Here is a 23,733-nt window from a genome sequence, read left to right as displayed (position 1 = left end):
TCATCATGAAGAAGCTACTCGTCGCGCTGGCCGTCAGCGCATTCGCCGCAGGGTGTGCGGTGCAGCCCGCGCAGCATCCGGCGCTGAACGAATCCGTTCAGACGCTCGCGCCCACCGCGTGGGATACCGACGTGCCGCGCGCGGACATCGATGCGGCTGCCTGGTGGGCGCAGTTCCACGACCCCGTGCTCGACCGGCTGATCGCGACGGTGCTCGACGGGAACCTCGATCTGCAAGCCGCCGCCGAACGCGTGAAGCAGGCGCAGGCGCTGACCGTGCAGAAACGCGCGGTGCTGCTGCCCGAACTCGACGCGACCGCGCATGCGGCCGACGCGCGGCAGAACACGCCGCCGCCGCTCGGTTATGTGCGGCAGGCTGGGGCCGGGCTCGCGCTGAGCTGGTCGCCCGATGTGTTCGGCGGTGAACGGCTCGATTTGCTGGCCGCTCAAGCGGAGTTGGTCGGGCAAAAGCACGCGGAAGATGCGATGCGCCTTGCGCTTGCCGCCGATGCGGCATCCGCGTATATCGATCTGCGCTGGGCGCAGCAGGAATTGAAGATCCTGCAGGACAACGCGAAGATCCGGCAGCATGCGCTCGAACTCACACGCAAGCGGCAGGCGTTCGGGCTGTCGACGGAACTCGACGTGACGCGTGCGCAAAACCAGCTCGACGCGCTCGAGGCGCGGATTCCGCCGACGCAGGCGCAGATTTCGCATCAGCTCAATCTGATCGCCGTGTATTCGGGGCGGACGCCGGAATCGGTCGATCGGCTCGTGCTGGCGCAGGCCGGGGAGATTCCCGCGCCGCCGATTGGCGCGCCGGGGACGCTGCCTTCGCAGGCGTTGTTGCGGCGGCCGGATGTGCTGACTGCCTATGCGCAGGTCGAGCGACGTGCAGCGCAAGTGGGCGTGGCGAAGGCCGAGCGGTATCCGAAGTTTTCGTTGAACCTGACGGACGGGATTCTGGCGGCTTCCTATCTCGGGCTGCCGACGTTGACCGATAACCTGTTCAGCGCGGCACTGAGCGCGACGAGCCCGATCTTCAACGCGGGGCGGATTACCGCCGATATCTCGCAGAGCGAAAGCCGGATGCGCGAGTCGGAACTCGGGTTACGGCAGACGATGCTGCAAGCACTGCGGGAAGTCGAGGATGCGCGTGCGAATCTCGTCAGTTCCAATGAGGCGACGCGAAGGCTGGGTAGCGCATTGGCGGCTTCCGATAAAGCGCTCGGGCTGGCGAATCAGCTCTATAAGGGCGGCGCGACGGATTTTCTGGATGTGCTGTCGGCGCAGGAGGTTTATCTGCGGGATTCGGATTCGCTCAATCAGGTCAAGCGCGAACATGCGCTCGCGGCGGTGGCGTTGTATCGGTCGCTTGGGGGTGGGTGGAGCAGGAATGAGGCGGCGGGTGGACCGCGGACGGAAACCGAAGCTGTGGCAAAGAACTAGGTGGGATCACGATGCGGGAGCCTGTCAGACTTTCAGTGTGCCGAGGTCATGAAACGATAACGGAACTAACGTCCTATGACCGATGCAACAGTGATCAAGAAAAGCAAGAATCCGAAGGCGCTGAAGGTGTTTCCCGACGAACTGACGATCAGTTGCTTGCCCAGGTTCAGGGCAAGAACGCCGAGTCGATCCTGGGGCGAATCGGGCTTGGCCGGCCAGCTCGGGAAGCGGTTGGCCGAGCGCATGCTCGCGGCCGAGATGAGCCACCATCCAGAAGCCGGGACCGAGCAAGGCAAGGCCGGCAACCGCAATGGCACCCGCACCAAGACGTTCCTCACGCCCCAACGGCGAACTGAAGCTGGATATTCCGCATGACCAGCAGGCAACGTTCGAACGGCAATTGGCCGGCAAGTATCAATGCCGGCTGCCCGGCTTCGATGATCACGTCATCAGCATGTATGCGCGCGGCATGAGCGTACGCTTGATTCAGGGCCATCTGCGGCGACTGAGCTTTGCGGACACCGATTTCCTGAACCCGAATCTATCGAAGAGGCCGCGGGACAAACTCGCCCGCACGTTCACCGCGGAGCAGGCTCAGGCGATTCACTCCTTTGTCGAAGCCCTACCGATAGAAATCGTATCGATGGTCATCCACTGCGAAGGTGGCCATTCACGGTCATGCGCCGTCGCCTTGGCACGCCATCGGCTATATGGCTATCAAGCGGATCAAACATCTTGCGCACGCCATCCCTGCAATCGTCCGCATCATGATAGGAAATGACCGTACAACTCATCGCGAGCGGCAACGAGCCCGTGGCTGATACGTTTCAACAACCGCGCCCGTTGCCCTGCAACAGGCAGCGACGCGCCGTCATGTCTTTATTGAACCGAGAGCCTGGGACGAAATCAGCTTTGGCAGTGGCTCACATTTACATTGGCACAAATCGTTCTCTAATGCGACCTGCTTACCCATCATCGTCATCGCACGTGGCGAGCCGTCGCTTATGATGACACCCGTCGTGCCACAGGCGGGACATTGAACCGGGGCGCCCAGATAAGCGAAAGGTTGGCCTTGCAACGAGGTGCCTGCGATACCCTCAACCACAACCCCGTTGCGGTCAGTCTTATCGCCCTGACGAATGAACCGGCGGCTCATGCTGTAAGGCCGTTGGACGGCGTCGCAGCATTGCACGCCCGCTCGATATCGTCCGGCCATACCGGTTCGCGGCAAGTCAGTTGGGCGAGCCAATGCAATAGGGATTGAGAGAATGCGGGAAGTGCCCCGACCGCCACCACCAGCCACACTATCGGATTGCCCGACTTAAGTAGGCCCGAGGTTCCGTCGAAATTCAACCTCAGCGAATTGCGCAGGGAGGCTCCCTTCGGCAGGAACTCGGTCACCGGGGGCAGCGAAGCGGGGCCTTCTTCCATAAATCGCCGGTAGAACTCAAAGTCCTGGTAGAGGACTTTCATGACCTCCTGTCCCCCGACGCTTCCCTCATCGGACGACAGGACAACTCGCGTTCCCATCGAGAATGTATCCTTGACCATCCCCTTGTCGTCAAGAACCAGGCAACGAACCACGCGCGGCGCCGTGCGCGTGGGGCCGCTTCTGGGTTTGCGTTCGACGTACAGGAAGGCGCTATCCCAGGGTACCGATACAACCCCGCCAGGGCCATTGTGCTTGAACGCGTAAATCATCCGGTCACGCCGGTTAAACCGGACGGGCTTGCAGGTGTAATTGAAACAGTCGCGTGTCAATGCCCAAATGCCAATTCCCGAGAAACCGAGCGCGACAAACAAGAAAAACGAAAGCACTCCATAAATGAGCCCCAGTTGTCCCCGCTGCTCGTAGATAGGAGGTACATGAGTCATCATCCAAAGAAGGGCCGCCGTGAATGCCAACGAACCGAGCCCCGGTAACATAAACGCAAAGACCCCCCAGCCCTTCTCCGAATAGTTTCCGTCTCGGACCTCTAGGCAAGTATCGCTCATCGAGAATACTGAACGCTCATCCTTAGCCGTGTCAGACGCAGGCTGTCCGATTGCGAGGCGGGCAGCCTGCTCCTCCTCGCTGACCGGCCGGTTCAGGCGGTACCACGAGAGTCCGTCAAATGCCATCTTTTTTCTCCATCACGAAAGCATTGCCGTAAATGCCTTTTGGTCTTCGGCCAGAGTGGGGAACCGCTCTTTGGCCTCTTTCAGACCAAAAAAACATCGCTCAAGCCACTCATCCACTTCCTTACCCTTGAAGTAGTTGATGAGGATACCAATAAGGGCAGCGATAAGCAGAAGCGGCAGGGCCACGACCGCTGCAGCGGATGCCGAAAGGAATATGACAGAGTAAGCGAGGGCAAGACCGACAACCGCTGATGCGGCATCCAGTATAAACATCGTCACATTACCTTCCTTGAAATCCTGCACGGCATGATAGATGTCAATCGCAGCAGACACGAGCCCAACCACCGCGCCGCCGTACCTCCCCGCGACGTTGAGGAAACGTTCTAGTCGAAGCCAGCCTGTACCCAACTGAGCCCCAGCCTTTCCGACGGTGTCAATTGCAGCCGAACCATATTGCGCAACACTCGCCACGAGTCCACCAATGGCGTTGTTGAACTTGATGCCGGCCTCCGATTGATTGAACCGATTCGCCTTCTTCAATTCTTCCCGAGCAAAGCGAAGATTGATAGCACTGAATATCGCCCCGATGCCCGCAAACCCAGGCTCCCCCTTCGTCATGAGCCTAAATTTCGGCATGTAAATCGTCTCGACCACGTCGGGTGTCAACGTCGCACTGGCCAATTTCTCGAAGCCGGGTTTGGCTTTGACGCCAGCCAGGGCAGCGGCCTCTGTCGCCGGGCTTTCGACTGGCACGAACTGCTTCGCCTTGATCTCCGCGTCTACGCCTCCGCCTACGGAGGCCTTGTCCTGAAGCTGCTTTTTCAGGTCCTGGACACTGATTTTCTGCCGGCCCGGCATCACTTCCTGCATCTGACGGGCGATGTAGTTCACCCATTGGTTTACCGAACCGTATACGACCTTAAACTCGAACAGCTGTTTCGTTCGCATGCACAGAGTCGCATACAGCACTTTGGTTGCAGCCGTATCTACACTCGCGCTGATAGCTTCGGCCACGGGCCCACCTGTCTCATGGAGAAGCCATGCTAACGCCTTCGCAACAGCAACTTTGACGCCCTTATCCTTCGACTCTTCCACGCCCTCTATCTTGCTGTACGACTCTATGAGCTTCGCGACGAACTCCCTCAGTTCCATGTACGGATAGCCGGACGCCTCCTTGACCTTCTCAGCCAGCACCGGGCTGTTTAGGACGAACGCCCGCAACAGCGGATTACGGGTATCGGATACGTTGCCTTTAGCCCATTTGACGAGCACATCGACGGCATTCTTGCGGTCAGCCGAGCCTTCGATGCATCGCGTAAATGTGTTGGTATAGTTCAGCCCACATCTCCAGCTTCCCGGCTCGTAATCCGACTCGAAAACGTTCAGCAATGCTGAACTGGACAGCCACGCCTGATGGTCTTGCGACAGCGGTATAAGCGTGCTCGCCTGCTCCGACTTCATCGCGTTCGCCATCTGTTGCCGAAAGTCGACGATAGCCTGCTGCCGATAGTGGGTTGTGTAGGGCTTCCATGCCTCCGGTCCGGCTGTTGCAAGTTCAGATTCCTTCTGCGTCTCAATGCTTTTGAGCCGCTTCTCGAGCGCCTTGCCACCATCGAACAGAGCCCCGAGGCCCATGCCCTCATAAGTATTGGCTTCCAGCATGCCGGCGGCACGTTCCACGTCCTCTTTCGCCGAAACCACGACCGCCTTTTGCAGCGCGTCGATTGCGCTGGAGGCCCATATTCCGTGTTCATACGGCGCAAGCGCTGCGCCGAAAGCAACGCGCTGCTCAAAATTGAGTTCCTGCGTGATGCCAACCGGGTCCCACAACGCGAAGAACAGCCCCTTGTCCGGTAGTATGGAATCCATCGCCTTTTTCAGGGCCGGCTGCTGCCCGGCACGGTCATGGTACGGAAAGCAACCGGTAACGAGCGCATCGGGACGACCGCCCTTGTATTCGCTCAGTAGCCCCTCGAGATGGTCCAGGCTATCCGCGTGCGGCTGGTTCATGCTGCCGTTATACCAGGCGGTTGCATCGAACTTCTGCATCCGCTTGTCACGACAACCCATGAAGTTCTTCGCGTAGGTGTCTCGGACTTTCTGTGTCCAAAGCTCATCGCTGAACGCCAGATACACGGTTCCGGCATGTTCGGCGTCTTCAACGGTGATGCATTGAGCCAGTTGCGCATGCCCAGGTTGGTGGCAACTGAACGGTTTCTCGAAACTACGGTCGAGCTTGATGCCGACCGGATAGTCGTACAAGTATCCTTCCGCCGTAACCGCGTATATCTGCCATCGCTGTGTCTTTGGATAGAAGATATACACATAGCCGTAGCGCAGGGTGCGCAGCGTGTACTTTGCCTTTTTGAGCGCGATACCGACGACGCCGTCGCCAAACTTTCCGCCCATGAGCGACATCGCGCCAGCAGAGCTGTGAGCCTTGGAGTTGGCCACGACCCCGTAGCGGACAGGCAGAATCGGCAATCCCTTCTTCTTGCACATGCTGCATGAATTCGGCGCACGCGAACTGGTCTGCATCGCGGACTGCGTGAGCTGCGAAATACTCGCAAAATTCGTGTCGAGTGCCATTCTTTATCTCTCTCGTGCCGCCACCCGGGCTCATTGATATTGGAGGCTCTCGCGAGCAATCGCTTCCCAGTCTGCCGCGCTCCAGTTCGCTACCGCTTCAGCATACGGGCCTTTCCGCGGCGCCTGCAGAATGGCCCGAACACGCGGGTGACGGTCAAAGCAGGGGGAAACGAGTGTGCCGTGAAGTGCAAAAGCAAGCAGGTCCCCACCGGCGAGCCCGTGAGCCTCTCCTTTTGCAAGTTGCGCGTCGAGCAGCGCCGACATATCGGGACGAGGCGCCGTACCATTGCAACGGAGTAGGTCAAGCCCGCGCTGAACCAACTCGATGCGCGCAATTCGTGCGTGCTGGTCCGCAGTAACCGCGAAGGCGGCTTCCGGTTCGGCCGCGCCGTTGACCACCGTCCATCCGCTTACGGGGTCGAGGTACGTCCACGTTGCAACCGGCCCCAGAAGCGCATCCATCTGCTCGGCCTTCAAGATGCGACCCAAGTGCGGAAACACGCGCGGGTCGTAGTAGCGGAAGACCGCATCGCCCGAAATCGGCGCCTGCAGTATCAACCGGTTCGACAGATGTTGCTGAAGCCGGCCCGTCGCCTTGCCGCATTCGACAATGGCGCAAACGACCGGCGGCAAGCCATTCTCCAGGTCCGATTCGGCGCGCTTTCTCAACGCTGGCAATTGCAGCTCGGGATGCTCGGCGCAGTACAACACGGGAGCCACGCCCTCGAGTTCGGGACGCGCCGCAGGAACCAATTCACCGACTTCATAGACCGGCGGCACGCCAGGCAACTCGAGCTTCCCGTTGACGACTTCAACGATAACGTAGTGAACCATGCCGACCGCCCTACACGAGTGCCGAGCCGGCCTGCGCTGCGGCTGCGAACTGCTGGGCGCACGACTTTGAAGGCGCAAGCTGCGCCGACGCGCTATCGCCCGCCGGGCCATCGAAGATGAGCGGACTGCCCTTGACCTCGACCAGCCCCGGCGCATGGATGAAGATCTTACCTTCGGCGATGCGAATCGATGCGCCGCCGGCGGTAAGGGTGATTTCCTTCTGGGCTGTAACGTTCACCGAATCGGAAGTGGACACGACCTTTACAGTCTTGTCTGCCGTAAGTTCGATGTTGTCCGACTGCGCCTGCACTTCGACCTTGCCTTTGCCGGCAAACAGCTTGATACCGGCATTCTGCACGAAGAAGCTTAATTTCTCGCCAATACTGGCAATCCACGACCTCGCCACCGAAACGTAGGTGCTCTCTCCGCTAACCAAATTGACGTGCTGGGTAGCTGCTGCGTGGAGCGACTTCTGTGTCGACAGGCCCATGTCAGCCGGGCTCGCAAGCAACATGACGGGTTGCGAAAACGCATTGGCGCTTCCGGTGCCGCCACCCGCTGTCCTGCCGCCCGCCATAGAGCCCTGTGCATCGCTCCGCGTCGTCGCAGCGAAGTCCTTGATGGCGTCCTGTGCATCGTCCAGGGTCTCGGCCTGGCCGTCAGCAGCAGCGAGTGAGCGATGCTGAATCACGCCGCTCGAATCGATAAGGTGTTGCGTGGCTTCCTTCACATCCAGCGGCTGACTCGACGTGCCGCCGCGGGCGTAGGTCGATACGTAGAGCCCGCGTCCGGCCCGCAGGGCGCCTGACGCCTCGGTCTTCAGTTCGAAGCCAGTGCCAAGGTAGTTGCCGCGCGTATTGCCGCTGTGGTCGATGAGATAGCCGATGTGAAGATATGAATTCGCCGTCGAGCTGAAAAGCTGCGCCCGGTTCTGCGACGTGGAGTCGTCGAAGACGAGTTGATTGAAACCCTGACCGCTGTACTCCTGCGACTTGAAACCGGACAGCAGGCCGTTCGAATGCCAATGTGGCGTGTTGACAGAGTGAAAGAGCACTCCACTGACGACCGGCCGGTCGCAATCCCCGTCGAGGTAATTGACGGCCACTTCCTGCCCGATTCGAGGGACGAACACACCGCCGAATCCCTTGCCGGCGTGCGGCAGTATTACCCGCATCCAGCACGATGACGTCTCGTTATTGCTCCCCAGACGGTCCCAGTGCATCTGAGCCTTCACCCGGTTCAACTCGTCCGTGTACACCTCCTCACCCGCCGGTCCCACGATAGTGGCGGTCTGCATATGCATGACCGGCTTTCTGTGCTCGAACGGGCTGCGGAATGGCACCGAGCGGCGCTGGACCTCGATTTCGGCCAGCACGAAACTTTCATTGCCTAACGGGTCCTTCGATACGAATGCGGCCTGCCGGTCCTTGTATTCGGCACGCAGACGCGACAGGCGTCGCTGCAGGCTACCCGGAAAGGGGCGGCTGTTGCCCAACGGCAGATTGTTCTGGATAGCCCAACGCACGCCAAGAATCGCGAACTCGCGGTCCTCAGGCTTGTCTGCGTCGTGCTCGGGATGGTCTTCGAGCGTGAACCATCGACCGGCGTCCATGCACGGAACACTGCCCACCCCGAAAAACCGTTTGCTGCGCGAGGCCATCTCTTCCAGCCGAATTCGCATAGCGCGCTCGCCACGGTCGTAGGACTCGCCGGTGACTGGAAAGCTATAGTGGCCCGCGTATTCGTAGACTTCCAACTCCTGCGGGATATCGCCTTGGTCAACCGTGGACCGGTCCGCCCGCTGCAACGTGCGTGCCGGACGTTTGTAATCCGCCGTGCTGAACGCATATCCGACGCTTTGCGTCGTACGCTCGCCGCTCCATTCGACGAGTGTGCCAGCCTGGCCGTCTCGGTCGCCGCGATAGAACGGTACTCGCTGGGTAGCGAGCGCTTTGCAATTGAAGAGGTCGTCGGTCACGACAATCGTATGCGACTTACCGTCCTCTGCATGCTCGACATACGTGAACCATCCCTCCGACTCCATCAACCGATGGACGAAATTGTGGTCGGTTTCGTACTGAGTACAGTACGAGCGAACCGCGCCCGGGTCTTTCACATCGAGCCGGAAATGACCGCGCGCCTGCGAATGGCCGCTGAACACTTTAGTCAGGATGTCGGCGGTCGTTAGGTCCTGGAAAATGCGCGCGTCCTTGCGGTACTGCAGAAAGCGCATCCACGACGAAAACGAAAGCTGATAGTAAGCGAGTCCCCCGTCCGCTCCGAGGCGTCGCGTTGCATGGACGTAGCCATGCCAAGGCAGGTACGACTCGTCGGCTTGACGCACCCATAATGTGACAGGTTGCGCCATCAGCTTCTTCAAATGAAGCGCGCGCTCCCGGGTCACGACGTCCACTGTGAGCTCGAAATCCCGGCCCACGCGCGATTCGCCCATGGCGCGTTGGGGCAACAGTACCTTCGCCCCGAGGGGCGTTTCCAGGACGAGCGTTCGGTTCGTCTGCTCGATACCCGCGTCAAGCATCAACGAATTGGGCAACCTACCCATCTCGAATATCTCCTCTGGACGAAAAAATGAACGTAAATCGGAGGCAGCGCGAAAGGTCGAAAGAGATTTTGCCACAACGACCTATCCGCTTTGATAACAAACGTAAAAACAGTCTCCCGACAACCGACATCATTTTATGTTTCAATGCTTTCTAATCTTTCGCATCGACAACAAGGGCATTTCTTACAGCAATTAACGTCGAAACAAGCAGCGGACCGACTCCTTCACTATCCAGGATTGAAACGCCCGATCGCTTCGCCTCCTTCAGGAGCATGTGCAATTCTACAAAATGCACGCTAAATCGGTCTCCGAGCAACCGTGTTGAGTTACTCGATTTTGTAGATAAACGTTTCCACTGAGAGGAAAGACCTGTTAGAAATAACAGGCCGGCCAAATTTTATGGAGCATTGCAACCTCGAGCGCGACGAAGACCGACATCGCATAATGGCTCGTGTATTGCACATCCGCGTAGAGGCGGAGATTTCCGGTTTGCACTGCGGGCTCCTTGTTCTGGATTGTTGTGTGTTACCGCTGCACGGTCACTCGGTAGCCGGCCAACGGTATCCGATCACTTCATGCAACGGATACGCAAGTTCCCGGACCTCTTCCAGCTGGTTGCCGCCAAACAGGTGAACGTGTTCGGCGTCGTGCCGCAGGTAGAAACCAACATGCCCTTTCCAGCTCGTCGGATCATCCCGCGTCAGGATCGCGATGCAGCCGTAGACCGGGCGCTCCAGCGGTTTGCCCCATTCGAGCCACGAGCGCGCGAGCGCGGAGCCGGTGCCGCGGAATCCGGCGTGCGCCATGCACCAGTTCACGAACGACGAGCACCAGGAAATCTTGTCGTCGTAGCCGACCAGGTTCGTCTGGTTGTTGTATTCGACGATGCGCGGGTTGATGCTGCCCGGCGGGTGGCGGCGGATGCCGAGTTCGGCCAGCGCGACGGGCATCCAGGGTGGGTGTACGGCTTTCACTTTGCTCTCAGGGTTCGATAGGGGTCACGTCGTTCTCGGATACGTGTCGGTATTGTTTCGCGCAATCTTCGCACGAATAGGGCGAATCCACAGCCCCGTCACGAGTGGCGATTTTCGTCAGGTCCGCCCGTATCATGGAGGCAGCGCCTCCCCTGACTCCCCTGCCCGCCATGCGCATCACGCCCCTGCCGCCCCTTCAGTGCCTCATCGCGTTCGAAGCCGCCGTGCGGCACGCGAGTTTCACGAAAGCCGCCGCCGAACTGCACCTGACCCAAAGCGCGATCAGCCGCCAGATCCAGCAGCTCGAGGAATTCCTCGGCCGCTCGCTGTTCGTGCGCGAACACCGTTCGCTGCGGCTGACGATCGCCGGCGAGCAATACGCGGCGCAAGTCCACCGTCTGCTCGTGCAATGCGCGGAAGCCACGCACGACGTGATGAAACCGTACGGCGATCTCGAACTGACGATCGCGTGCTCGTCCGGCGTCGCGCTGCTGTGGCTCACGCCGCGGCTGCCGGACTTTCGCGCCACCTATCCCAACATCAAGCTGCGCCTGATCGTGCGCGACGGCCTTGCGTCGATGTCGCCCGCGGAATTCGACGTCGGCGTCTACTACGTGCGCCAGCAGGCGCCGGCCGAATACACCGCGCGCCGGCTGTTCGACGAGGAGGTGTTCCCCGTCTGCGCGCCCGGCTATCTGGCCGGCCGCACGCTCGACGCGGCCGATCTCGCGAACGAAACGCTGCTGCGCCTCGAAGACGGCCAGCGCCAATGGATGTCGTGGTCCGAATGGTTCGACCTGAACGACGTCGACCGGCAGAAGGCGCAGCCGCAGGACATCACGATCAACTCCTATCCGCAGATCGTGCAGATGACGATACTCGGTCAGGGCGTGTCGCTCGGCTGGCGCTACATGATCGACGCCTGCATCGAAGCCGGCCTGCTCGTGCGCGTGACGGAAGCGTCCGCGAGCCACGGCGGCGGCTATTACGTGATCTCGCCGAACGACCGCGCGCAGAACCAGGCCGCCCGCCTGTTCACCCGCTGGCTGTTCGAACAGGCGGAGCAGCAAACCGGGGCCTGAATACCACGCGCCCGATCCATGCGTGCAGCGCATGCAGGCATGCGAATCTTTCGTTTCAGAAAAAATTGCGGCTGTCCTTAGCATGGGATTCACGCGGGGCAGCCGCCCCGTCTTCTGACCAAGGAAGAGACCATGCAAGGAACGCTTTCCCCGCGCGCCGCGCCTGCCGTCGATGCAGCGGTGCAACAGCGCCGCCGCGCCATCGTCGCGACCGTGATCGGCAACGGTCTCGAATGGTTCGACTTCACCGTCTACAGCTTCTTCGCGGTGATCATCGCGAAGCTGTTCTTCCCGACCGGCAACGAACTGACGTCCGTGCTGCTCACCGTCGCGACGTTCGGCGTGGGCTTCTTCATGCGGCCGGTGGGCGGCATCGTGCTCGGCGTCTATGCTGACAAGGTCGGACGCAAGGCCGCGCTGTCGCTCACGATCCTGCTGATGGCGGCCGGCACCGCGCTGATCGGGATCGCGCCGACCTACGAACAGGCCGGCATCGCCGCGCCGCTGATGATCGTCGTCGCGCGGCTGTTGCAAGGCTTCTCGGCCGGCGGCGAGATGGGCGGCGCCACCGCGTTCCTCACCGAATACGCGCCGCGGGAGAAGCGCGCGTATTACTCGAGCTGGATCCAGTCGAGCATCGGCTTCGCGGTGCTGCTCGGTGCGGCGACCGGCACGTTCGTCACGACGTCGCTCGACACGCAGGCGCTGCATAGCTGGGGCTGGCGGCTGCCGTTCCTGCTCGGGATCGTCGTCGGGCCGGTCGGCTACTTCATTCGCAGCCATATCGACGAGACGCCCGCATTCAGCGCCGTCGAATCGCAGGCGAAGGAAAGCTCGCCGCTGAAGGAAGTGCTGCACACGTATCCGCGCGAGACGTTCGCGAGTTTCTCGATGGTCATCCTGTGGACCGTCTGCACCTACGTGCTGCTGTTCTACATGCCGACCTATTCCGTGCGCACGCTGCATCTGCCGCAATCGACCGGCTTCACGGCCGGCATGGTCGGCGGGCTGATGATCATGTGCTGCTCGCCGATCGTCGGGCGACTCGCCGACGCGTGGGGACGCCGCGTGTTCCTGTCCGGCTCGGCGCTCGCGATCCTCGTGCTCGCGTGGCCGATGTTCTCGTGGATCAACCATGCGCCGGGGTTCGCGTCGCTGATCGTGTTCCAGGCCGTGTTCGGCGTGCTGATCGCGGCCTATACGGGGCCGATCCTCGCGGCGTTCGCGGAGCTGTTTCCGACCAAGGTGCTGTCGACCGGGTTGTCCGTCGCGTACAACTTCGCGGTGACGATCTTCGGCGGGTTCGCGCCGTTCCTGATCACGTGGCTCATCGCCCGCACCGGCAGCAACATGGCGCCCGCGTTCTACGTGATGCTCGCGGCCGCCGTCAGTTTCGTCGGCACGCGCTTCGTGAAGGATGCGAAGCGTGCGGCCGCAACGACTCGATAAGGATTTTTGCTCATGACCATTACCGTGCTTCAAGGCGGCAACGTGCTCGACCTCGAACGAGGCGCGTTGCTCGAACATCATCATGTCGTGATCGAAGGCGAGCGGATTGTCGAGGTTACCGATCGGCCGGTGGATTTGCCGAATGCGCAGGTGATCGACGTGCGCGGCAAGACCGTGATGCCGGGGTTCATCGATTGCCACGTGCATGTGCTGGCGTCGAATGCGAACCTGGGCGCGAATGCGACGCAGCCGAATATTCTCGCGGCGATTCGGTCGCTGCCGATTCTCGATGCGATGTTGTCGCGGGGGTTTACCAGTGTGCGGGATGCGGGGGGCGCGGATTGGAGTTTGATGCAGGCCGTTGAGACGGGGTTGATTCCGGGGCCGCGAATTTTTCCGTCGGGGAAAGCGTTGTCGCAAACTGGTGGGCATGGGGATTTCCGGCCGCGTGGTGATGTGCTGGAGCCTTGCTCCTGCTGTTTCAGGACGGGGGCGATTGCGCGGGTCGTCGATGGCGTCGAAGGGGTGCGGCTCGCCGTGCGCGAGGAGATTCAGAAAGGCGCGACGCAGATCAAGATCATGGCGTCAGGCGGCGTGGCTTCGCCGACCGATCCGATCGCGAACACGCAGTATTCGGAGGATGAGATTCGGGCGATCGTCGACGAGGCCGAGGCCGCGAATACTTATGTGATGGCGCATGCGTATACGGGGCGGGCGATTGCGCGGGCTGTGAGATGCGGCGTGCGGACGATTGAGCACGGGAACCTCGTGGATGAAGCGGCTGCGGCGCTGATGCATGAGCGGGGGGCGTTTGTGGTGCCGACGCTGGTGACTTATGACGCGCTGGCTAAACATGGGGCGGAGTTTGGGATGCCGGCGGACTCCATCGCGAAGGTGGCTTCCGTGCAGCAGAAAGGACGTGAATCGCTTGAGATCTATGCGAAGGCAGGGGTGAAGATGGGGTTCGGGTCGGATCTGCTCGGCGAGATGCATGCGTTTCAGTCCGGGGAGTTTCGGATTCGGGCAGAGGTGCTTGGGAATCTGGAGGCGCTCAGGTCGGCGACGACGGTGGCGGCGGAGATTGTGAATATGACGGGGGAGCTTGGGGTCGTTGCGGTGGGAGCGATCGCCGATCTCGTCGTGCTGGATGGCAATCCGCTCGACGATATCAGTGTCGTGGCCGATGAAGGCGCGCGGGTCGAGTATGTGTTGCAGCGGGGGGCGGTTGTGAAGCGGCGGGTTGGCGGGCAGTGATTTGACGCCATTCGGCTATTTCAGCAGGCGCGGTGCGGCCTCACGGGCCTTGCGGTCGTGACAGTTGTTGACGGTGGCTGTAGGTGTGAGTCGAGGCGTTCGCGGCAATGGCCGGGGCGGTATCGCCCCGGCGGTCAATCGCATTCGGGAAACGCCTGCTTCCACGGGCTAGAGCCGCATCAAGCGGCCCTCGCAGACGTTACAGCGGCGGCGGTACCCAATCAGGATCGTGGTACGGCTGCTCTCGCAGCGCCAACTGACCGTAGTCCGGCGTGATCGTGATCTGCCGGGTCACGTAGTTGGCGTTCAGATATATGCGGTCGCCCGGCTTGAATCCTGGAGCAGCCCCCTGAAACGCCTACAAGGACCTTCGGGTTCTTGCAATGTCGTTCTGACATCTCTGCATTGCGGCACGATGGCGACGAGATGGACTGCGCACCTACAATCGGCCTGCGAGCGCGCTCGGCTCGGGCCAGAATACTAACCGCTCAGCAGGGCTCCATCCGGACAGCGGCATTGCGCTGTGCATGCCGAGCGTTTCATCGAGCTGTCCTGCTGCCGGTCCAACCTGTCGTCGATTCGTCCGTTGCAATCCGTCAGAGAAAGGCGCTGCTGTTGCTGCTTACTGTTCTTGCGGTTGCATAGGCGTAAAGCATGCCGGCACGTGGTCGGGCCTGAACGACTCGTCTCGCGTCAGTAGGGCCCAGATAATGCGCGCGTGCTTGTTAGCGAGGGCCACTAGGGCTTTTTGCCAGCCGAGCCTGCCCTGAACTTCTTGGAGCCATCGGGATAAGCGGTCAGTGCGTCGACCCGCCGTCATAAGTGCACTTCGAGCTCCAAGCACAAGCAGCATACGAAGATAGGAATCCCCACGCTTTGTAATGCTGCCAAGTTGAGATTTCCCGCCAGAGCTGTTTTGCCGAGGCGCGAGACCTAGCCATGCCGCGAACTGGCGGCCATTCTTGAACTCGCGTGCGTTTCCGACAGCGGCAATTAGCGCGCTCGCGGTGATCGGACCGACGCCAGGCAGCGCCATAATGCGGGAGGCTCGGTCATCCTGTTTTGCGTGCTGCTCGATCTGCCGATCCACTTCCCGCATCCGCTCATCGAGAACTTTGAGATGCTCCCACGCTGCGTAGAGAGCACCGCGAGTAATGCCGGGCAACTCATTGTTGGCGTCTTCCAATATTTCGGGAATACGCCGCAAGGCCTCGATTCGTTGAGGTATCGTGATCCCGAATTCGGCCAGCAGGCCACGCAGCCGATTGATGAGAGCAGTGCGCTCCTCTAGCCAACCCTGACGCATGCGATGAAGCGTGGCAATGCCTTGTTGCTCTACCGTTTTGACCTGAACGAAACGCATGGTGGGCCGTGCGGCAGCCTCACAAATCGCTTCAGCGTCCGCCGCATCATTCTTGCACCTCGCACCACCCTTGCGGTATGGGGCAACAAACTGCGGCGCGATCAGCTTCACCGAGTGGCCCATTGCGGTGAGTTTGCGCGCCCAGTGATGGGCGGATGCGCAGGCCTCCATCGCGACGTCGCAGGGCTGCAGGCGTGACATGAATTCGGCAAATCGCTCCGTGGGGATCGAGCGCCGCAAGATCACGTGCTCTTGTCGATCGACGCAGTGCAACTGAATAACACGCTTTGCTAGATCCACACCCATTCTGGATACGGCTTCCATATCTGACCTCCTCATCGGATCGTCAACGAATCGCGTCATTGTGCTCTTTCCGCCACGAAGGTCCTTGGCATTCGGACACAGTCACCCACTTACAATAACGGGTAGGCATAGGACTGTGTTTTTGACTAACACTAGGCAGGAAGTGATGGAAGTGTTGACGGGCCCGGAGCGTCGGCGGCGCTGGACGGCGGAGCAGAAGCTGGCGATGGTTCGCGAGAGTTTCGAGCCGGGGAAATCGGTTTCGATGGTCGCGCGCCAGCACGGCGTGAATCCGAACCAACTGTTCCACTGGCGCAAGCTGTACCAGGGTGGGAGCCTGTCAGCGGTCAAGGCCGGCGAGGAAGTAGTCCCGGCCTCGGAACTGGCCGATGCACTCAAGCAGATTCGTGAGCTGCAACGGATGCTCGGCAAGAAGACCATGGAGAACGAGATTCTCCGCGAAGCAGTCGAGTACGGCCGGGCAAAAAAATGGATAGCGCACTCGCCCTCGCTGCCGGAGGACGACCAGTGAAACTGGTTTGTGAAGTTCTCGGCGTGTCGCGCTCGAACGTATCGGCACGAGTGTCGCGTCCGGCGACGTGGCGCGATGGCCGTCAATCGAGGCAGAGTGACGACGCGGCCGCGGTCGAGGAGATCCGCCGGGTCATTGGCGATTTGCCCAGCTATGGCTATCGCCGGGTTTGGGGCATCTTGCGCAACGAGCGCGTTGCGGTCGGACTGGCGCCGTTTAATGCCAAGCGAATCTATCGCGTCATGCGCACACATGGGCTGCTGATGCAGCGCCGACCGATTCCACCTCGGCCCCAACGTCGACACGACGGCAAGGTAGCCGTCGAGCGCAGCAATCAGCGATGGTGCTCGGACGGCTTCGAGTTCCGCTGCGACAACGGCGAGCCGCTGCGCGTAACGTTCGCGCTGGATTGCTGTGACCGTGAGGCGATGAGCTGGGCGGCTACGACGGCAGGCCACAGCGGCGACATCGTGCGCGACGTGATGCTGGCTGCAGTGGAAAATCGGTTTGGCATCGAGCTGCATACGCCGTCCGAAATCGAGTGGCTGAGCGACAACGGTTCGGGCTACACGGCCGACGACACGCGTCGGTTCGCAGTGGCCATCGGCCTGAAGCCATTGACCACGCCGGTATGCAGCCCGCAAAGTAACGGGATGGCCGAGAGCTTCGTGAAGACGATGAAACGCGACTACGTCGCCTTCATGCCGAAGCCGGACGCAGCGACTGCTGCACGCAACTTGGCCATCGCGTTCGAGCATTACAACGAGAAGCATCCCCATAGCGCGCTGAAATACCGCTCGCCTCGCGAGTTCCGGCGCTCGATGGATTCAGCAACCTTAGTGTGAGGCTGTGTCCGGTATTACAGGGTCAACTCCAAATCCGAAGATCTTGAAATCAATGTCGATCGCCTGCATCCACGGCAGGTACGGCCAGCCTCGTTTGGGAAGGTCCGGGTAGTTGCGCAGGACCAGCTCAAACCTCTTCTGCATGTTGACGGGTTTGTTCTTTCTACGACGTGGCTTAGTATTGGCGTCAGCCATTTCCGACTCCTGTGATGAGTTGGTGGTGGTCAGCGGGTCGTATGGGTTGCCGCCCATGCGGCCCGCGCTTCTTTGTTGCCTCGGGTTTCCCCTTCTTTCTCCCCTCTTCGCTGGGTCTTGTTGGGCAAGACGGCTTTCTTTCGACCATCGGGGCGGAGAGGACTGCGTTCAACTGCCGATGGTGAGAAGCGAGGCTTCATGACCAGTGTAGTCGGGCTGGCATCTCAGAAATGGGGAAATGAGGGGAATTGGCCGTTAGGTATAGGAACGCGCTTAACACAAGGCCAATGCCGCAAACTGAAGTCATCTGATGTTCCCGATTGCATATCGGATCTCGAATGCCACCTAGTAGAATCCTCAAGTGGATTTTGGCGCACGCCAATCTGAAGAATTCATCGACTCCAACGACGCTGACCATGCTTGCATGGCGGCACAGTCGCTCTCGGACGCCCGATGGCAAACGTTGTGCACCACCGACAAAGCTGAATCCAGTGGCCGGCCTTTAAAGAAGCCGTGGTTCCGTGCGAATGGCGCCGAGAGCTGCCGCTTCGCGGCAATTAAAGAGACCGGCATCGGCAATAGTAAGCAAGCTATCTACAGAGTGCCGCGCGAGGACACTGCACCACCGCCGATATGGTTTTCGACTCTGTCCCCGCCTATTTCAGCTTGGCCAAAGTCACAAGCTCTTGGATTACCACACGTAGATCGGGGATCAATTTGTCGATATCTTGCCGGTGAGCGACAAAGCGACGACTATGAGCCGACTGGTCGCCTACATCCTTCAATCGAGGGAGCGCCGCTTTGGCGTTCCGAGATAGATTCCAGCTTTTCTCAGCGATCAGAACGCCGATGAGGTCCCTCAGGAAAAGGAAGTCATCATTTGAATTTTTAATTTTGTCAGCGATTCCACTCGCTTCGAATACCTCGATGATCAGCGTTTCTACAAGCCGACGAATCATAACTGCCGACGCGTCATACCATCCGCCCTCGTATGAGCCATTTATTTGATGCACTATCTTTTCGAGATAAGGCCTCGTACCTCTAACTAGCGAGAAATAGACAACGTGCTCAACGGCGCTGGGCGCGCCTTCTTCAGGGGGTGGGTTTTTGGCTCGCACTGCATCACGCAGTTGCTTCGCGACTTCTAAAGTCTTTGCGATATCCATGGTTGTGCTCAAGAACGGAAGTCCTTGAGGTGCTTGGCCATGCTTTCGAAAATCTTGTCGATCTGCTCCGCGCTACTCTCGGGGGAGATGTGAATTTGCACGTCGATGTGCAGCTTCGGCGAGAACGCGCTGCCGACCGGGGGGGGCTGTCGCTGCTGGTGGTCATGCTCGCCCGGCTCCGGATTGGCCATCGCCGCCGGTGCGACCGTGACCTTCGCAGCTTTGGGCGTAGTCCTCGGCGTGGTCGCTACGCGACCGGTCGCCGTGCCCCTTGCCGGCTTCTCGTTGGCTTTTCCTAGATCGCCCTCCAGTAACATAAGATACACGCGCGCGTATTTGACGGCGGCGCTGTCCCCAGCTTTCGTATCGTGTGCAAACCATGCAGCCACACGGTTCATCGGCGCGTTTGCAACGTCCGGGAACGCGTCGTGTAACCCCGCCGGGTAGGTGCTTTTGACGAGTTGCTCGCACACCGACGCATATTTTTCATCGTCGCGCCAGGCGAAGGCGAGATCAGTAGGCTTGCCTGCGTCATTAACCAACCCGAAGGTTCGCAGCGACGGCAGAACGTTTCCGCTCGCGGACACCGGGCTCATGTTCAGAGTCGCCGCGAGGTACGCAGGTGTAACGTCTCCAGGCACCTTCTGTTTGAACTTCTCCCGCAAAGTGAACCATGTATTCCGTGCGATCACTGGATACCCGCGCTTCTTATCGTCCGCCACGACCTTCCCCTCATAGGTGGGTTATTGTACGTTACACAGTCCCGGTGCACGCCCTCAATTTAGAGACACAGCAGTATAAATTGTATAACCGTTATCCGTTGTTGACGCGAAAAGATTCGCAGCTTCCATGCCCTGATCTCAAATCAAATGCACCGTCGCATCCTGAATCTAGGCGCGTCCTCGACAGGCCGATGGCCAGTCATCAACAGTCGTTCACCAATAATGCGCGTGATTCCGTCAATAGTATCGTACCGTCACTATGGCCCAACGGCGAACTTCGAGCGCTCCTGTTGGAGCCGCGGTAAGCTCGGCCAGCCATTCGCGGGCGACATCGATGGGGTGCCGTCTAACCATTGAGCCTCGGCGGTAGCAAAGCCAGCTATCGCGAGCAGTCGCCTACATCGGCTCCAGCATAAGGAAGAACCCGCTTCGGCGAATATTCTCTTCACTGCTCGCTATCAAGAACGTTTATACTTCACACGCATTCTGCAACACACGATAACGCAAATGCGCTGAAATCAGCGGGGTCTCTGAATGGAAGAAACTGAACACTGTCCGGTGCAACAACCCCTCAGACAAGGGGATATTCTAAAAATCTCGCCAAATGGATCATCTCCCCAACCTTTCTCTCTTGCCGTGATAATCAATGCAGATTGTGACATGGCATGGGAAAAACATGATGGGGTCATTGCACTCCTACCCATCTATAGATTTACGGAATATCTCCAAATTTTTTGGTTACCTGGCTTCATAAATAATCAGATAGAAGCACTATCCAAAACCATTCGGGAATTATGCAAAATAAATGAAGACAATATTTCCGAAATCATAAATTGGATCGAATCACTCGAGGAGCATACTTCATTCGATGTCGATAAATTTATCTCGCGATTCGAGTTAAATAAAAAGAATGGCCAAATCGTTAAAAACGCAATCCAGCGACTGATGTCAGCCATTGCTAGCCGACAATCAATGTCGCTGGCATGCGTTAAGAATTTTGCGCCCAACCCAGAAGACTGCGACAAATATTTGTCCACACAAATTTTAGATGCAAAAAAAACACTTGGCGATGGTCATTTCTTTGTCACAGATCTCAAAGGTGACAACAGTGTTGGCTTCGTCATTCGAATGCGAAGAATTCATTCCATTGATGCGCGGAGATGCTTTTCCGCTTACTCGGCGCTGCAGTCAACCGAACGGGGTACTGAAGCCTCCGCGTATAGACTATCCAGATTCACGCCACACTACAAATTTAAGATCGCTCAAATTTTTGCCCAACAATATTCGCGCATCGGCCTACCAGATGAGTTGACAGCGCTATCCAGCTTGGCCATTGACAATGCTGTTGAACACATTAAATCATCGTAAAAATGAAAGCACTTGCATTCAGCCCATCTGCACTTTTCCGACTATCCCAGTTTGAAATATCAAGAGAATGGTTCTCGGATTTCCTTCTCCCGGCAGGAGCCGAAGGATTCAAGCGAGTAAAAATCGACGAGATTGTTTATTTTTTGGAACCAGACCTTGATCAAGATAACACACCACTCGTAGTGGTGAGTCTTGCCGGCGAAAATCCGGTCTTTTGCGGCACGCATCGGGACGTTTATATTTTGGAGCGCATTATTACGGTGGCACGCTCTATTTTTACGAACAGCGTCAGAATTCCTGTTGCGTGGCGTGAATACCATGAAAGAAGCTTACTTTCTATATATGTCTCCAATCGTCAAAAGGGGGACGGATCTAGAATCAATTTTGACAGCCGACCGAACGGGGAAGACTCTCTCTTTGTCTTTGCGGTGACAAAAGATGCTTTTGATCTAAATCGAATTCCTCGCAACGAAGATCTCTATCAACTCGCACGGGAAAACCTAGCCGATGCGATTTTGTCAGATGTTCCCTCTGAGAATGAATCGACGAGTCGCGCAGGGATTGTGCTCAGTAGTCGTCTGCCCCAAGGCTTCGCTCAAGGAGCGACTCTTAAGCAATGGTACGAATCGATGCTTACAGCCGAGCAGCGCAATTTCGTTGACAAAAGCCACGATGGACCAGTCAGATTGCGGGGTGCAGCAGGAACTGGAAAGACGCTCTCGTTGGTGGTCAAAGTACTACGCGATGGAGAGGTGGCTGAGCTAGAAAAACGGCCTGCAAAGTACGGCTTTTTAACGCATAGCTTAGCCTCCGTGGACATGGTATCAGCCTTGACGGAGTCATTGGATACGCGAGGGCTTCTTTCTGGAGGAGGGCAATCATGCAGCGTAGAACTTCGAACGTTATACGATCTGGCACATCAGCATCTAAAGTTCAATCTGGATGATTTGAAACCGCTATCCCTTGATGGACGTGAGGGGCGCCGCCTGCAATTTGAGTTGATTTCGAGCACTCTTAAGGAGATGCACACATCACCAATTATTCAGCTTCAATATGAAGATTTAACCGCTGAACTGGCGACGCGTTGGTGTGCAGCCGCCTCTGGCCATGACCCGAAGTTCATCACGGAAATGATGAACGAATTCGCTAGCGTTCTCGATGCCGAAGGTGTCCGCGCAGGAGAGGAAAAAGGCGAGAGATATTCGAAAGGAAGCTTACATAGAGCCAATTGGTTAATCCCACTCGACAAAGAAATTGATCGACGATTTGTACTCGAGGTACATCGACGATATCGCACATATTTGAGTGAAATGAACACTCTGAGCGTTGATCAGATGATCGCAGATTTCAATTCATTTCTCGACTCGAATCGGTGGGACAGCTTAAGAAATAGATACGGCTACGATGCTCTCTTCGTTGACGAACTTCATTTATTTACCGGGGTAGAACGGCAGCTTCTGCACAAACTCATCAAACGCTCCGTTGACGCGAGTGGTACGCCGATGCGGCCGCCGATCTTTATGGCCTATGATCTTAAGCAAAGCCCGAATGATGCGTTCGCGTCGCTCGATTCAACCGGAACAATCTTCTCTTCAGGTGCACGGCTTCAAAATTCTGAGCTCATAAAGCTTGAAAAGGTTTTTCGGTACACACCTGAAATCGCCGATTTTCTTTCCGACTTGGATGCAACTTTTCCCGCCATCGACATTCCCGGTGAATGGGATGCATATAGCGGAAAAGCACAGTTGGCGAATGGTGACGCCCCCGAGCTTCTAGTTTTCCGAGATGAAAAGGAACTATTCCGAAGCATTTTCGATCAAGCACGTAGTCTGGCAAGAACCATTTCAGGTGGAGGGCGACGAGTTGCAGTACTATGTGCAAGCGACGAGATGTTCGATACTTATTTGGAGATTGCTACGGGGCAATACGAAGGCTCGATATTCCCAATCACCAGCCGCGAGCCATCATCCGAATTACGTCACGCCGGCAAGAGATTTATATTTAGTATGCCAGAGTATGTTGCCGGCTTGCAATTTGACACGGTCTTCTTGTTGCATGCCGATGCGGTAGATGCGCCGGCAGACGCGAGTGTTGGTTTAAAGCGACGATTCATTTCGAATGTCTATCTCGGATCTAGTCGAGCTGAGCGTGTTTTGAAGCTCGGCTCGTGTCAAACCCGCGGCGGACCGTCGGATGTATTGAACATGGCAATCAGTCGAGGTAGCTTGAAGAAAACAGTAGTTTCCTCTCAAAAGAAACGATGACTATCTTGTCGATGTAAACAGTGTGCCAGCTGCGGCTGGCTACTGCTCGCCGGAAATTCCATTTTCGCGTGTGCGTGTCATGAAAAGCTGGCGGAAAGGCTGCGGTATGATCAAGATTCGGTCTGACACAGTATATTATCGGCATATTGTTCGTTCCGGTTGTAGCTTTAGGGTGCCTGTCAGGAATTTCGTGTTCAAGGCATATGATGCTCCGAAAGAGACTATATACCTCGCAAACCGAAAGCCAAACCGGTAGACCTGCCTGCGATTCCTGCCGAGTTGCTCGAGCAATTCGGCAGCGGTCCGATGACGGTCGAAGCAAGAAGGCGCTAATCGAGCGAGCACTGGGCGGTGAGATGAGTCACCATCTCGGCTGAACCTGTCCGCGTTTTTGTGGGCGAGGCGGTTGAACAACCGGTTATCCGCGCGCCTGCGTAAATCGCTCGCCGAACAGGATAGCAAACTGGTTCATCGCTGATTTCCAGTCGAAGGCGGACCGCACGGTCTTGGCCAGTACGTTGCGTAGCGCCAGCCGGGGGTGTCAGGATTTCCGTGTTCAAGGCGGGTTGAGTAATTACACGGAAGGCCGGATGAATCGATCTGCGTAAAGGATAGCGAATTGGTTCATGGCGGTCTTCCAGTCATGAGCTGCACTACCCCA

The 23,733-nt window shown here is 58.1% G+C and carries 17 protein-coding genes and 2 pseudogenes; 9 read left to right on the top strand and 10 right to left on the bottom strand.

Annotated elements, in window-relative coordinates; all coding sequences use genetic code 11:
* Positions 1 to 5: 5 nt before the first annotated feature.
* Together MMB92_RS13130 and MMB92_RS13125 are read left to right on the top strand one after the other, a co-directional pair.
* Complete coding sequence (locus MMB92_RS13130) at positions 6 to 1,448, top strand: efflux transporter outer membrane subunit (RefSeq protein WP_226245125.1); 1,443 nt, start codon at positions 6 to 8, stop codon at positions 1,446 to 1,448.
* A 75-nt stretch (positions 1,449 to 1,523) separates the two neighbouring features.
* Positions 1,524 to 1,947: pseudogene (locus MMB92_RS13125) on the top strand (transposase); the annotation flags it as partial.
* A 372-nt stretch (positions 1,948 to 2,319) separates the two neighbouring features.
* Here MMB92_RS13125 and MMB92_RS13120 read toward each other — a convergent pair.
* From MMB92_RS13120 to MMB92_RS13095, 6 genes are all read right to left on the bottom strand, one after another.
* Positions 2,320 to 2,604: a PAAR domain-containing protein gene (locus tag MMB92_RS13120; RefSeq protein ID WP_077190822.1), complete on the bottom strand. Its 285-nt coding sequence runs from the start codon at positions 2,602 to 2,604 to the stop codon at positions 2,320 to 2,322.
* Positions 2,601 to 3,569 (bottom strand): DUF6708 domain-containing protein, encoded by a 969-nt coding sequence (locus tag MMB92_RS13115; protein WP_011694664.1) that lies wholly within the window; start codon positions 3,567 to 3,569, stop codon positions 2,601 to 2,603. The genes MMB92_RS13120 and MMB92_RS13115 overlap by 4 nt, the downstream gene beginning before the upstream one ends.
* A gap of 12 nt (positions 3,570 to 3,581) precedes the next feature.
* Positions 3,582 to 6,158 (bottom strand): T6SS effector BTH_I2691 family protein, encoded by a 2,577-nt coding sequence (locus tag MMB92_RS13110; RefSeq protein ID WP_226245124.1) that lies wholly within the window; start codon positions 6,156 to 6,158, stop codon positions 3,582 to 3,584.
* A 30-nt stretch (positions 6,159 to 6,188) separates the two neighbouring features.
* Entirely contained in the window at positions 6,189 to 6,992 is an 804-nt protein-coding gene (locus tag MMB92_RS13105) for a DUF4123 domain-containing protein (protein WP_226245123.1), read from the bottom strand.
* A 10-nt stretch (positions 6,993 to 7,002) separates the two neighbouring features.
* Complete coding sequence (locus MMB92_RS13100) at positions 7,003 to 9,555, bottom strand: type VI secretion system Vgr family protein (RefSeq protein ID WP_319000285.1); 2,553 nt, start codon at positions 9,553 to 9,555, stop codon at positions 7,003 to 7,005.
* Between the two features lie 539 nt (positions 9,556 to 10,094).
* Positions 10,095 to 10,505, bottom strand: a complete 411-nt coding sequence (locus MMB92_RS13095) for a TIGR02594 family protein (RefSeq protein ID WP_006496036.1) — start codon at positions 10,503 to 10,505, stop codon at positions 10,095 to 10,097.
* Positions 10,506 to 10,699: 194 nt separating this feature from the next.
* Between MMB92_RS13095 and MMB92_RS13090 the strand changes: the two genes are divergently transcribed.
* From MMB92_RS13090 to MMB92_RS13080, 3 genes are all read left to right on the top strand, one after another.
* A complete protein-coding gene (locus MMB92_RS13090; RefSeq protein WP_034178642.1) occupies positions 10,700 to 11,611 on the top strand; it encodes a LysR substrate-binding domain-containing protein in 912 nt (303 codons plus the stop codon).
* A gap of 132 nt (positions 11,612 to 11,743) precedes the next feature.
* On the top strand, positions 11,744 to 13,060 hold the full coding sequence (locus MMB92_RS13085; protein ID WP_226245121.1) for an MFS transporter: 1,317 nt from the start codon (positions 11,744 to 11,746) through the stop codon (positions 13,058 to 13,060).
* A 12-nt stretch (positions 13,061 to 13,072) separates the two neighbouring features.
* Positions 13,073 to 14,314 carry an amidohydrolase family protein gene (locus MMB92_RS13080; protein WP_048988741.1) on the top strand — a complete coding sequence of 414 codons (1,242 nt, stop codon included), beginning with the start codon at positions 13,073 to 13,075 and terminating at the stop codon, positions 14,312 to 14,314.
* A gap of 622 nt (positions 14,315 to 14,936) precedes the next feature.
* On the opposite strand, the gene MMB92_RS13075 is transcribed toward MMB92_RS13080, so the two are convergent.
* Positions 14,937 to 16,001, bottom strand: coding sequence for an IS110 family transposase (locus MMB92_RS13075; protein WP_062885190.1), 1,065 nt, complete (start codon positions 15,999 to 16,001; stop codon positions 14,937 to 14,939).
* 145 nt (positions 16,002 to 16,146) lie between these two features.
* Here MMB92_RS13075 and MMB92_RS13070 point away from each other — a divergent pair.
* Positions 16,147 to 17,357, top strand: a protein-coding gene (locus tag MMB92_RS13070) for an IS3-like element ISBcen6 family transposase (protein ID WP_265221795.1) whose coding sequence is annotated in 2 segments (ribosomal slippage) — positions 16,147 to 16,462 and positions 16,462 to 17,357 — 1,212 coding nt in all. Because the reading frame shifts where the segments join, the coding sequence is not laid out codon by codon here.
* Here the strand turns inward: MMB92_RS13070 and MMB92_RS13065 are convergent.
* The 3 genes from MMB92_RS13065 to MMB92_RS13055 all read right to left on the bottom strand — a co-directional run bounded on the left by MMB92_RS13065 (position 17,349) and on the right by MMB92_RS13055 (position 19,440).
* On the bottom strand, positions 17,349 to 17,552 hold the full coding sequence (locus MMB92_RS13065; protein ID WP_277562723.1) for a hypothetical protein: 204 nt from the start codon (positions 17,550 to 17,552) through the stop codon (positions 17,349 to 17,351). The genes MMB92_RS13070 and MMB92_RS13065 overlap by 9 nt on opposite strands.
* A 656-nt stretch (positions 17,553 to 18,208) precedes the next feature.
* On the bottom strand, positions 18,209 to 18,718 hold the full coding sequence (locus tag MMB92_RS13060; RefSeq protein ID WP_048988755.1) for a hypothetical protein: 510 nt from the start codon (positions 18,716 to 18,718) through the stop codon (positions 18,209 to 18,211).
* Positions 18,719 to 18,726: 8 nt separating this feature from the next.
* Positions 18,727 to 19,440, bottom strand: coding sequence for a DUF5343 domain-containing protein (locus MMB92_RS13055; RefSeq protein WP_048988742.1), 714 nt, complete (start codon positions 19,438 to 19,440; stop codon positions 18,727 to 18,729).
* A 534-nt stretch (positions 19,441 to 19,974) separates the two neighbouring features.
* On the opposite strand from MMB92_RS13055, the gene MMB92_RS13050 reads away from it, so the two are divergent.
* The 3 genes and pseudogenes from MMB92_RS13050 to MMB92_RS13040 all read left to right on the top strand — a co-directional run.
* Positions 19,975 to 20,808 (top strand): hypothetical protein, encoded by an 834-nt coding sequence (locus tag MMB92_RS13050; protein ID WP_146127436.1) that lies wholly within the window; start codon positions 19,975 to 19,977, stop codon positions 20,806 to 20,808.
* Positions 20,809 to 20,810: 2 nt separating this feature from the next.
* Positions 20,811 to 23,072, top strand: coding sequence for a UvrD-helicase domain-containing protein (locus MMB92_RS13045; protein ID WP_146127435.1), 2,262 nt, complete (start codon positions 20,811 to 20,813; stop codon positions 23,070 to 23,072).
* Between the two features lie 225 nt (positions 23,073 to 23,297).
* A pseudogene (locus MMB92_RS13040) lies at positions 23,298 to 23,446 on the top strand (IS256 family transposase); the annotation flags it as partial.
* Between the last annotated feature and the right edge of the window lie 287 nt (positions 23,447 to 23,733).

It is taken from the genome of Burkholderia sp. IO2, from assembly GCF_029522185.1.
In the GTDB taxonomy this organism is placed as follows: domain Bacteria; phylum Pseudomonadota; class Gammaproteobacteria; order Burkholderiales; family Burkholderiaceae; genus Burkholderia; species Burkholderia cenocepacia.
Note: the sequence above shows the minus strand (reverse complement) of the source record. Positions and strands in the feature narration are given on the sequence as shown.

Coding starts and splice junctions, on each gene's coding strand:
- MMB92_RS13130 (WP_226245125.1), top strand. CDS start 6: ATGAAGAAGCTACTCGTCGCGCTGGCCGTCAGCGCATTCGCCGCAGGG.
- MMB92_RS13120 (WP_077190822.1), bottom strand. CDS start 2,604: ATGAGCCGCCGGTTCATTCGTCAGGGCGATAAGACTGACCGCAACGGG.
- MMB92_RS13115 (WP_011694664.1), bottom strand. CDS start 3,569: ATGGCATTTGACGGACTCTCGTGGTACCGCCTGAACCGGCCGGTCAGC.
- MMB92_RS13110 (WP_226245124.1), bottom strand. CDS start 6,158: ATGGCACTCGACACGAATTTTGCGAGTATTTCGCAGCTCACGCAGTCC.
- MMB92_RS13105 (WP_226245123.1), bottom strand. CDS start 6,992: ATGGTTCACTACGTTATCGTTGAAGTCGTCAACGGGAAGCTCGAGTTG.
- MMB92_RS13100 (WP_319000285.1), bottom strand. CDS start 9,555: ATGGGTAGGTTGCCCAATTCGTTGATGCTTGACGCGGGTATCGAGCAG.
- MMB92_RS13095 (WP_006496036.1), bottom strand. CDS start 10,505: ATGCCCGTCGCGCTGGCCGAACTCGGCATCCGCCGCCACCCGCCGGGC.
- MMB92_RS13090 (WP_034178642.1), top strand. CDS start 10,700: ATGCGCATCACGCCCCTGCCGCCCCTTCAGTGCCTCATCGCGTTCGAA.
- MMB92_RS13085 (WP_226245121.1), top strand. CDS start 11,744: ATGCAAGGAACGCTTTCCCCGCGCGCCGCGCCTGCCGTCGATGCAGCG.
- MMB92_RS13080 (WP_048988741.1), top strand. CDS start 13,073: ATGACCATTACCGTGCTTCAAGGCGGCAACGTGCTCGACCTCGAACGA.
- MMB92_RS13075 (WP_062885190.1), bottom strand. CDS start 16,001: ATGGAAGCCGTATCCAGAATGGGTGTGGATCTAGCAAAGCGTGTTATT.
- MMB92_RS13065 (WP_277562723.1), bottom strand. CDS start 17,552: ATGGCTGACGCCAATACTAAGCCACGTCGTAGAAAGAACAAACCCGTC.
- MMB92_RS13060 (WP_048988755.1), bottom strand. CDS start 18,718: ATGGATATCGCAAAGACTTTAGAAGTCGCGAAGCAACTGCGTGATGCA.
- MMB92_RS13050 (WP_146127436.1), top strand. CDS start 19,975: ATGGAAGAAACTGAACACTGTCCGGTGCAACAACCCCTCAGACAAGGG.
- MMB92_RS13045 (WP_146127435.1), top strand. CDS start 20,811: ATGAAAGCACTTGCATTCAGCCCATCTGCACTTTTCCGACTATCCCAG.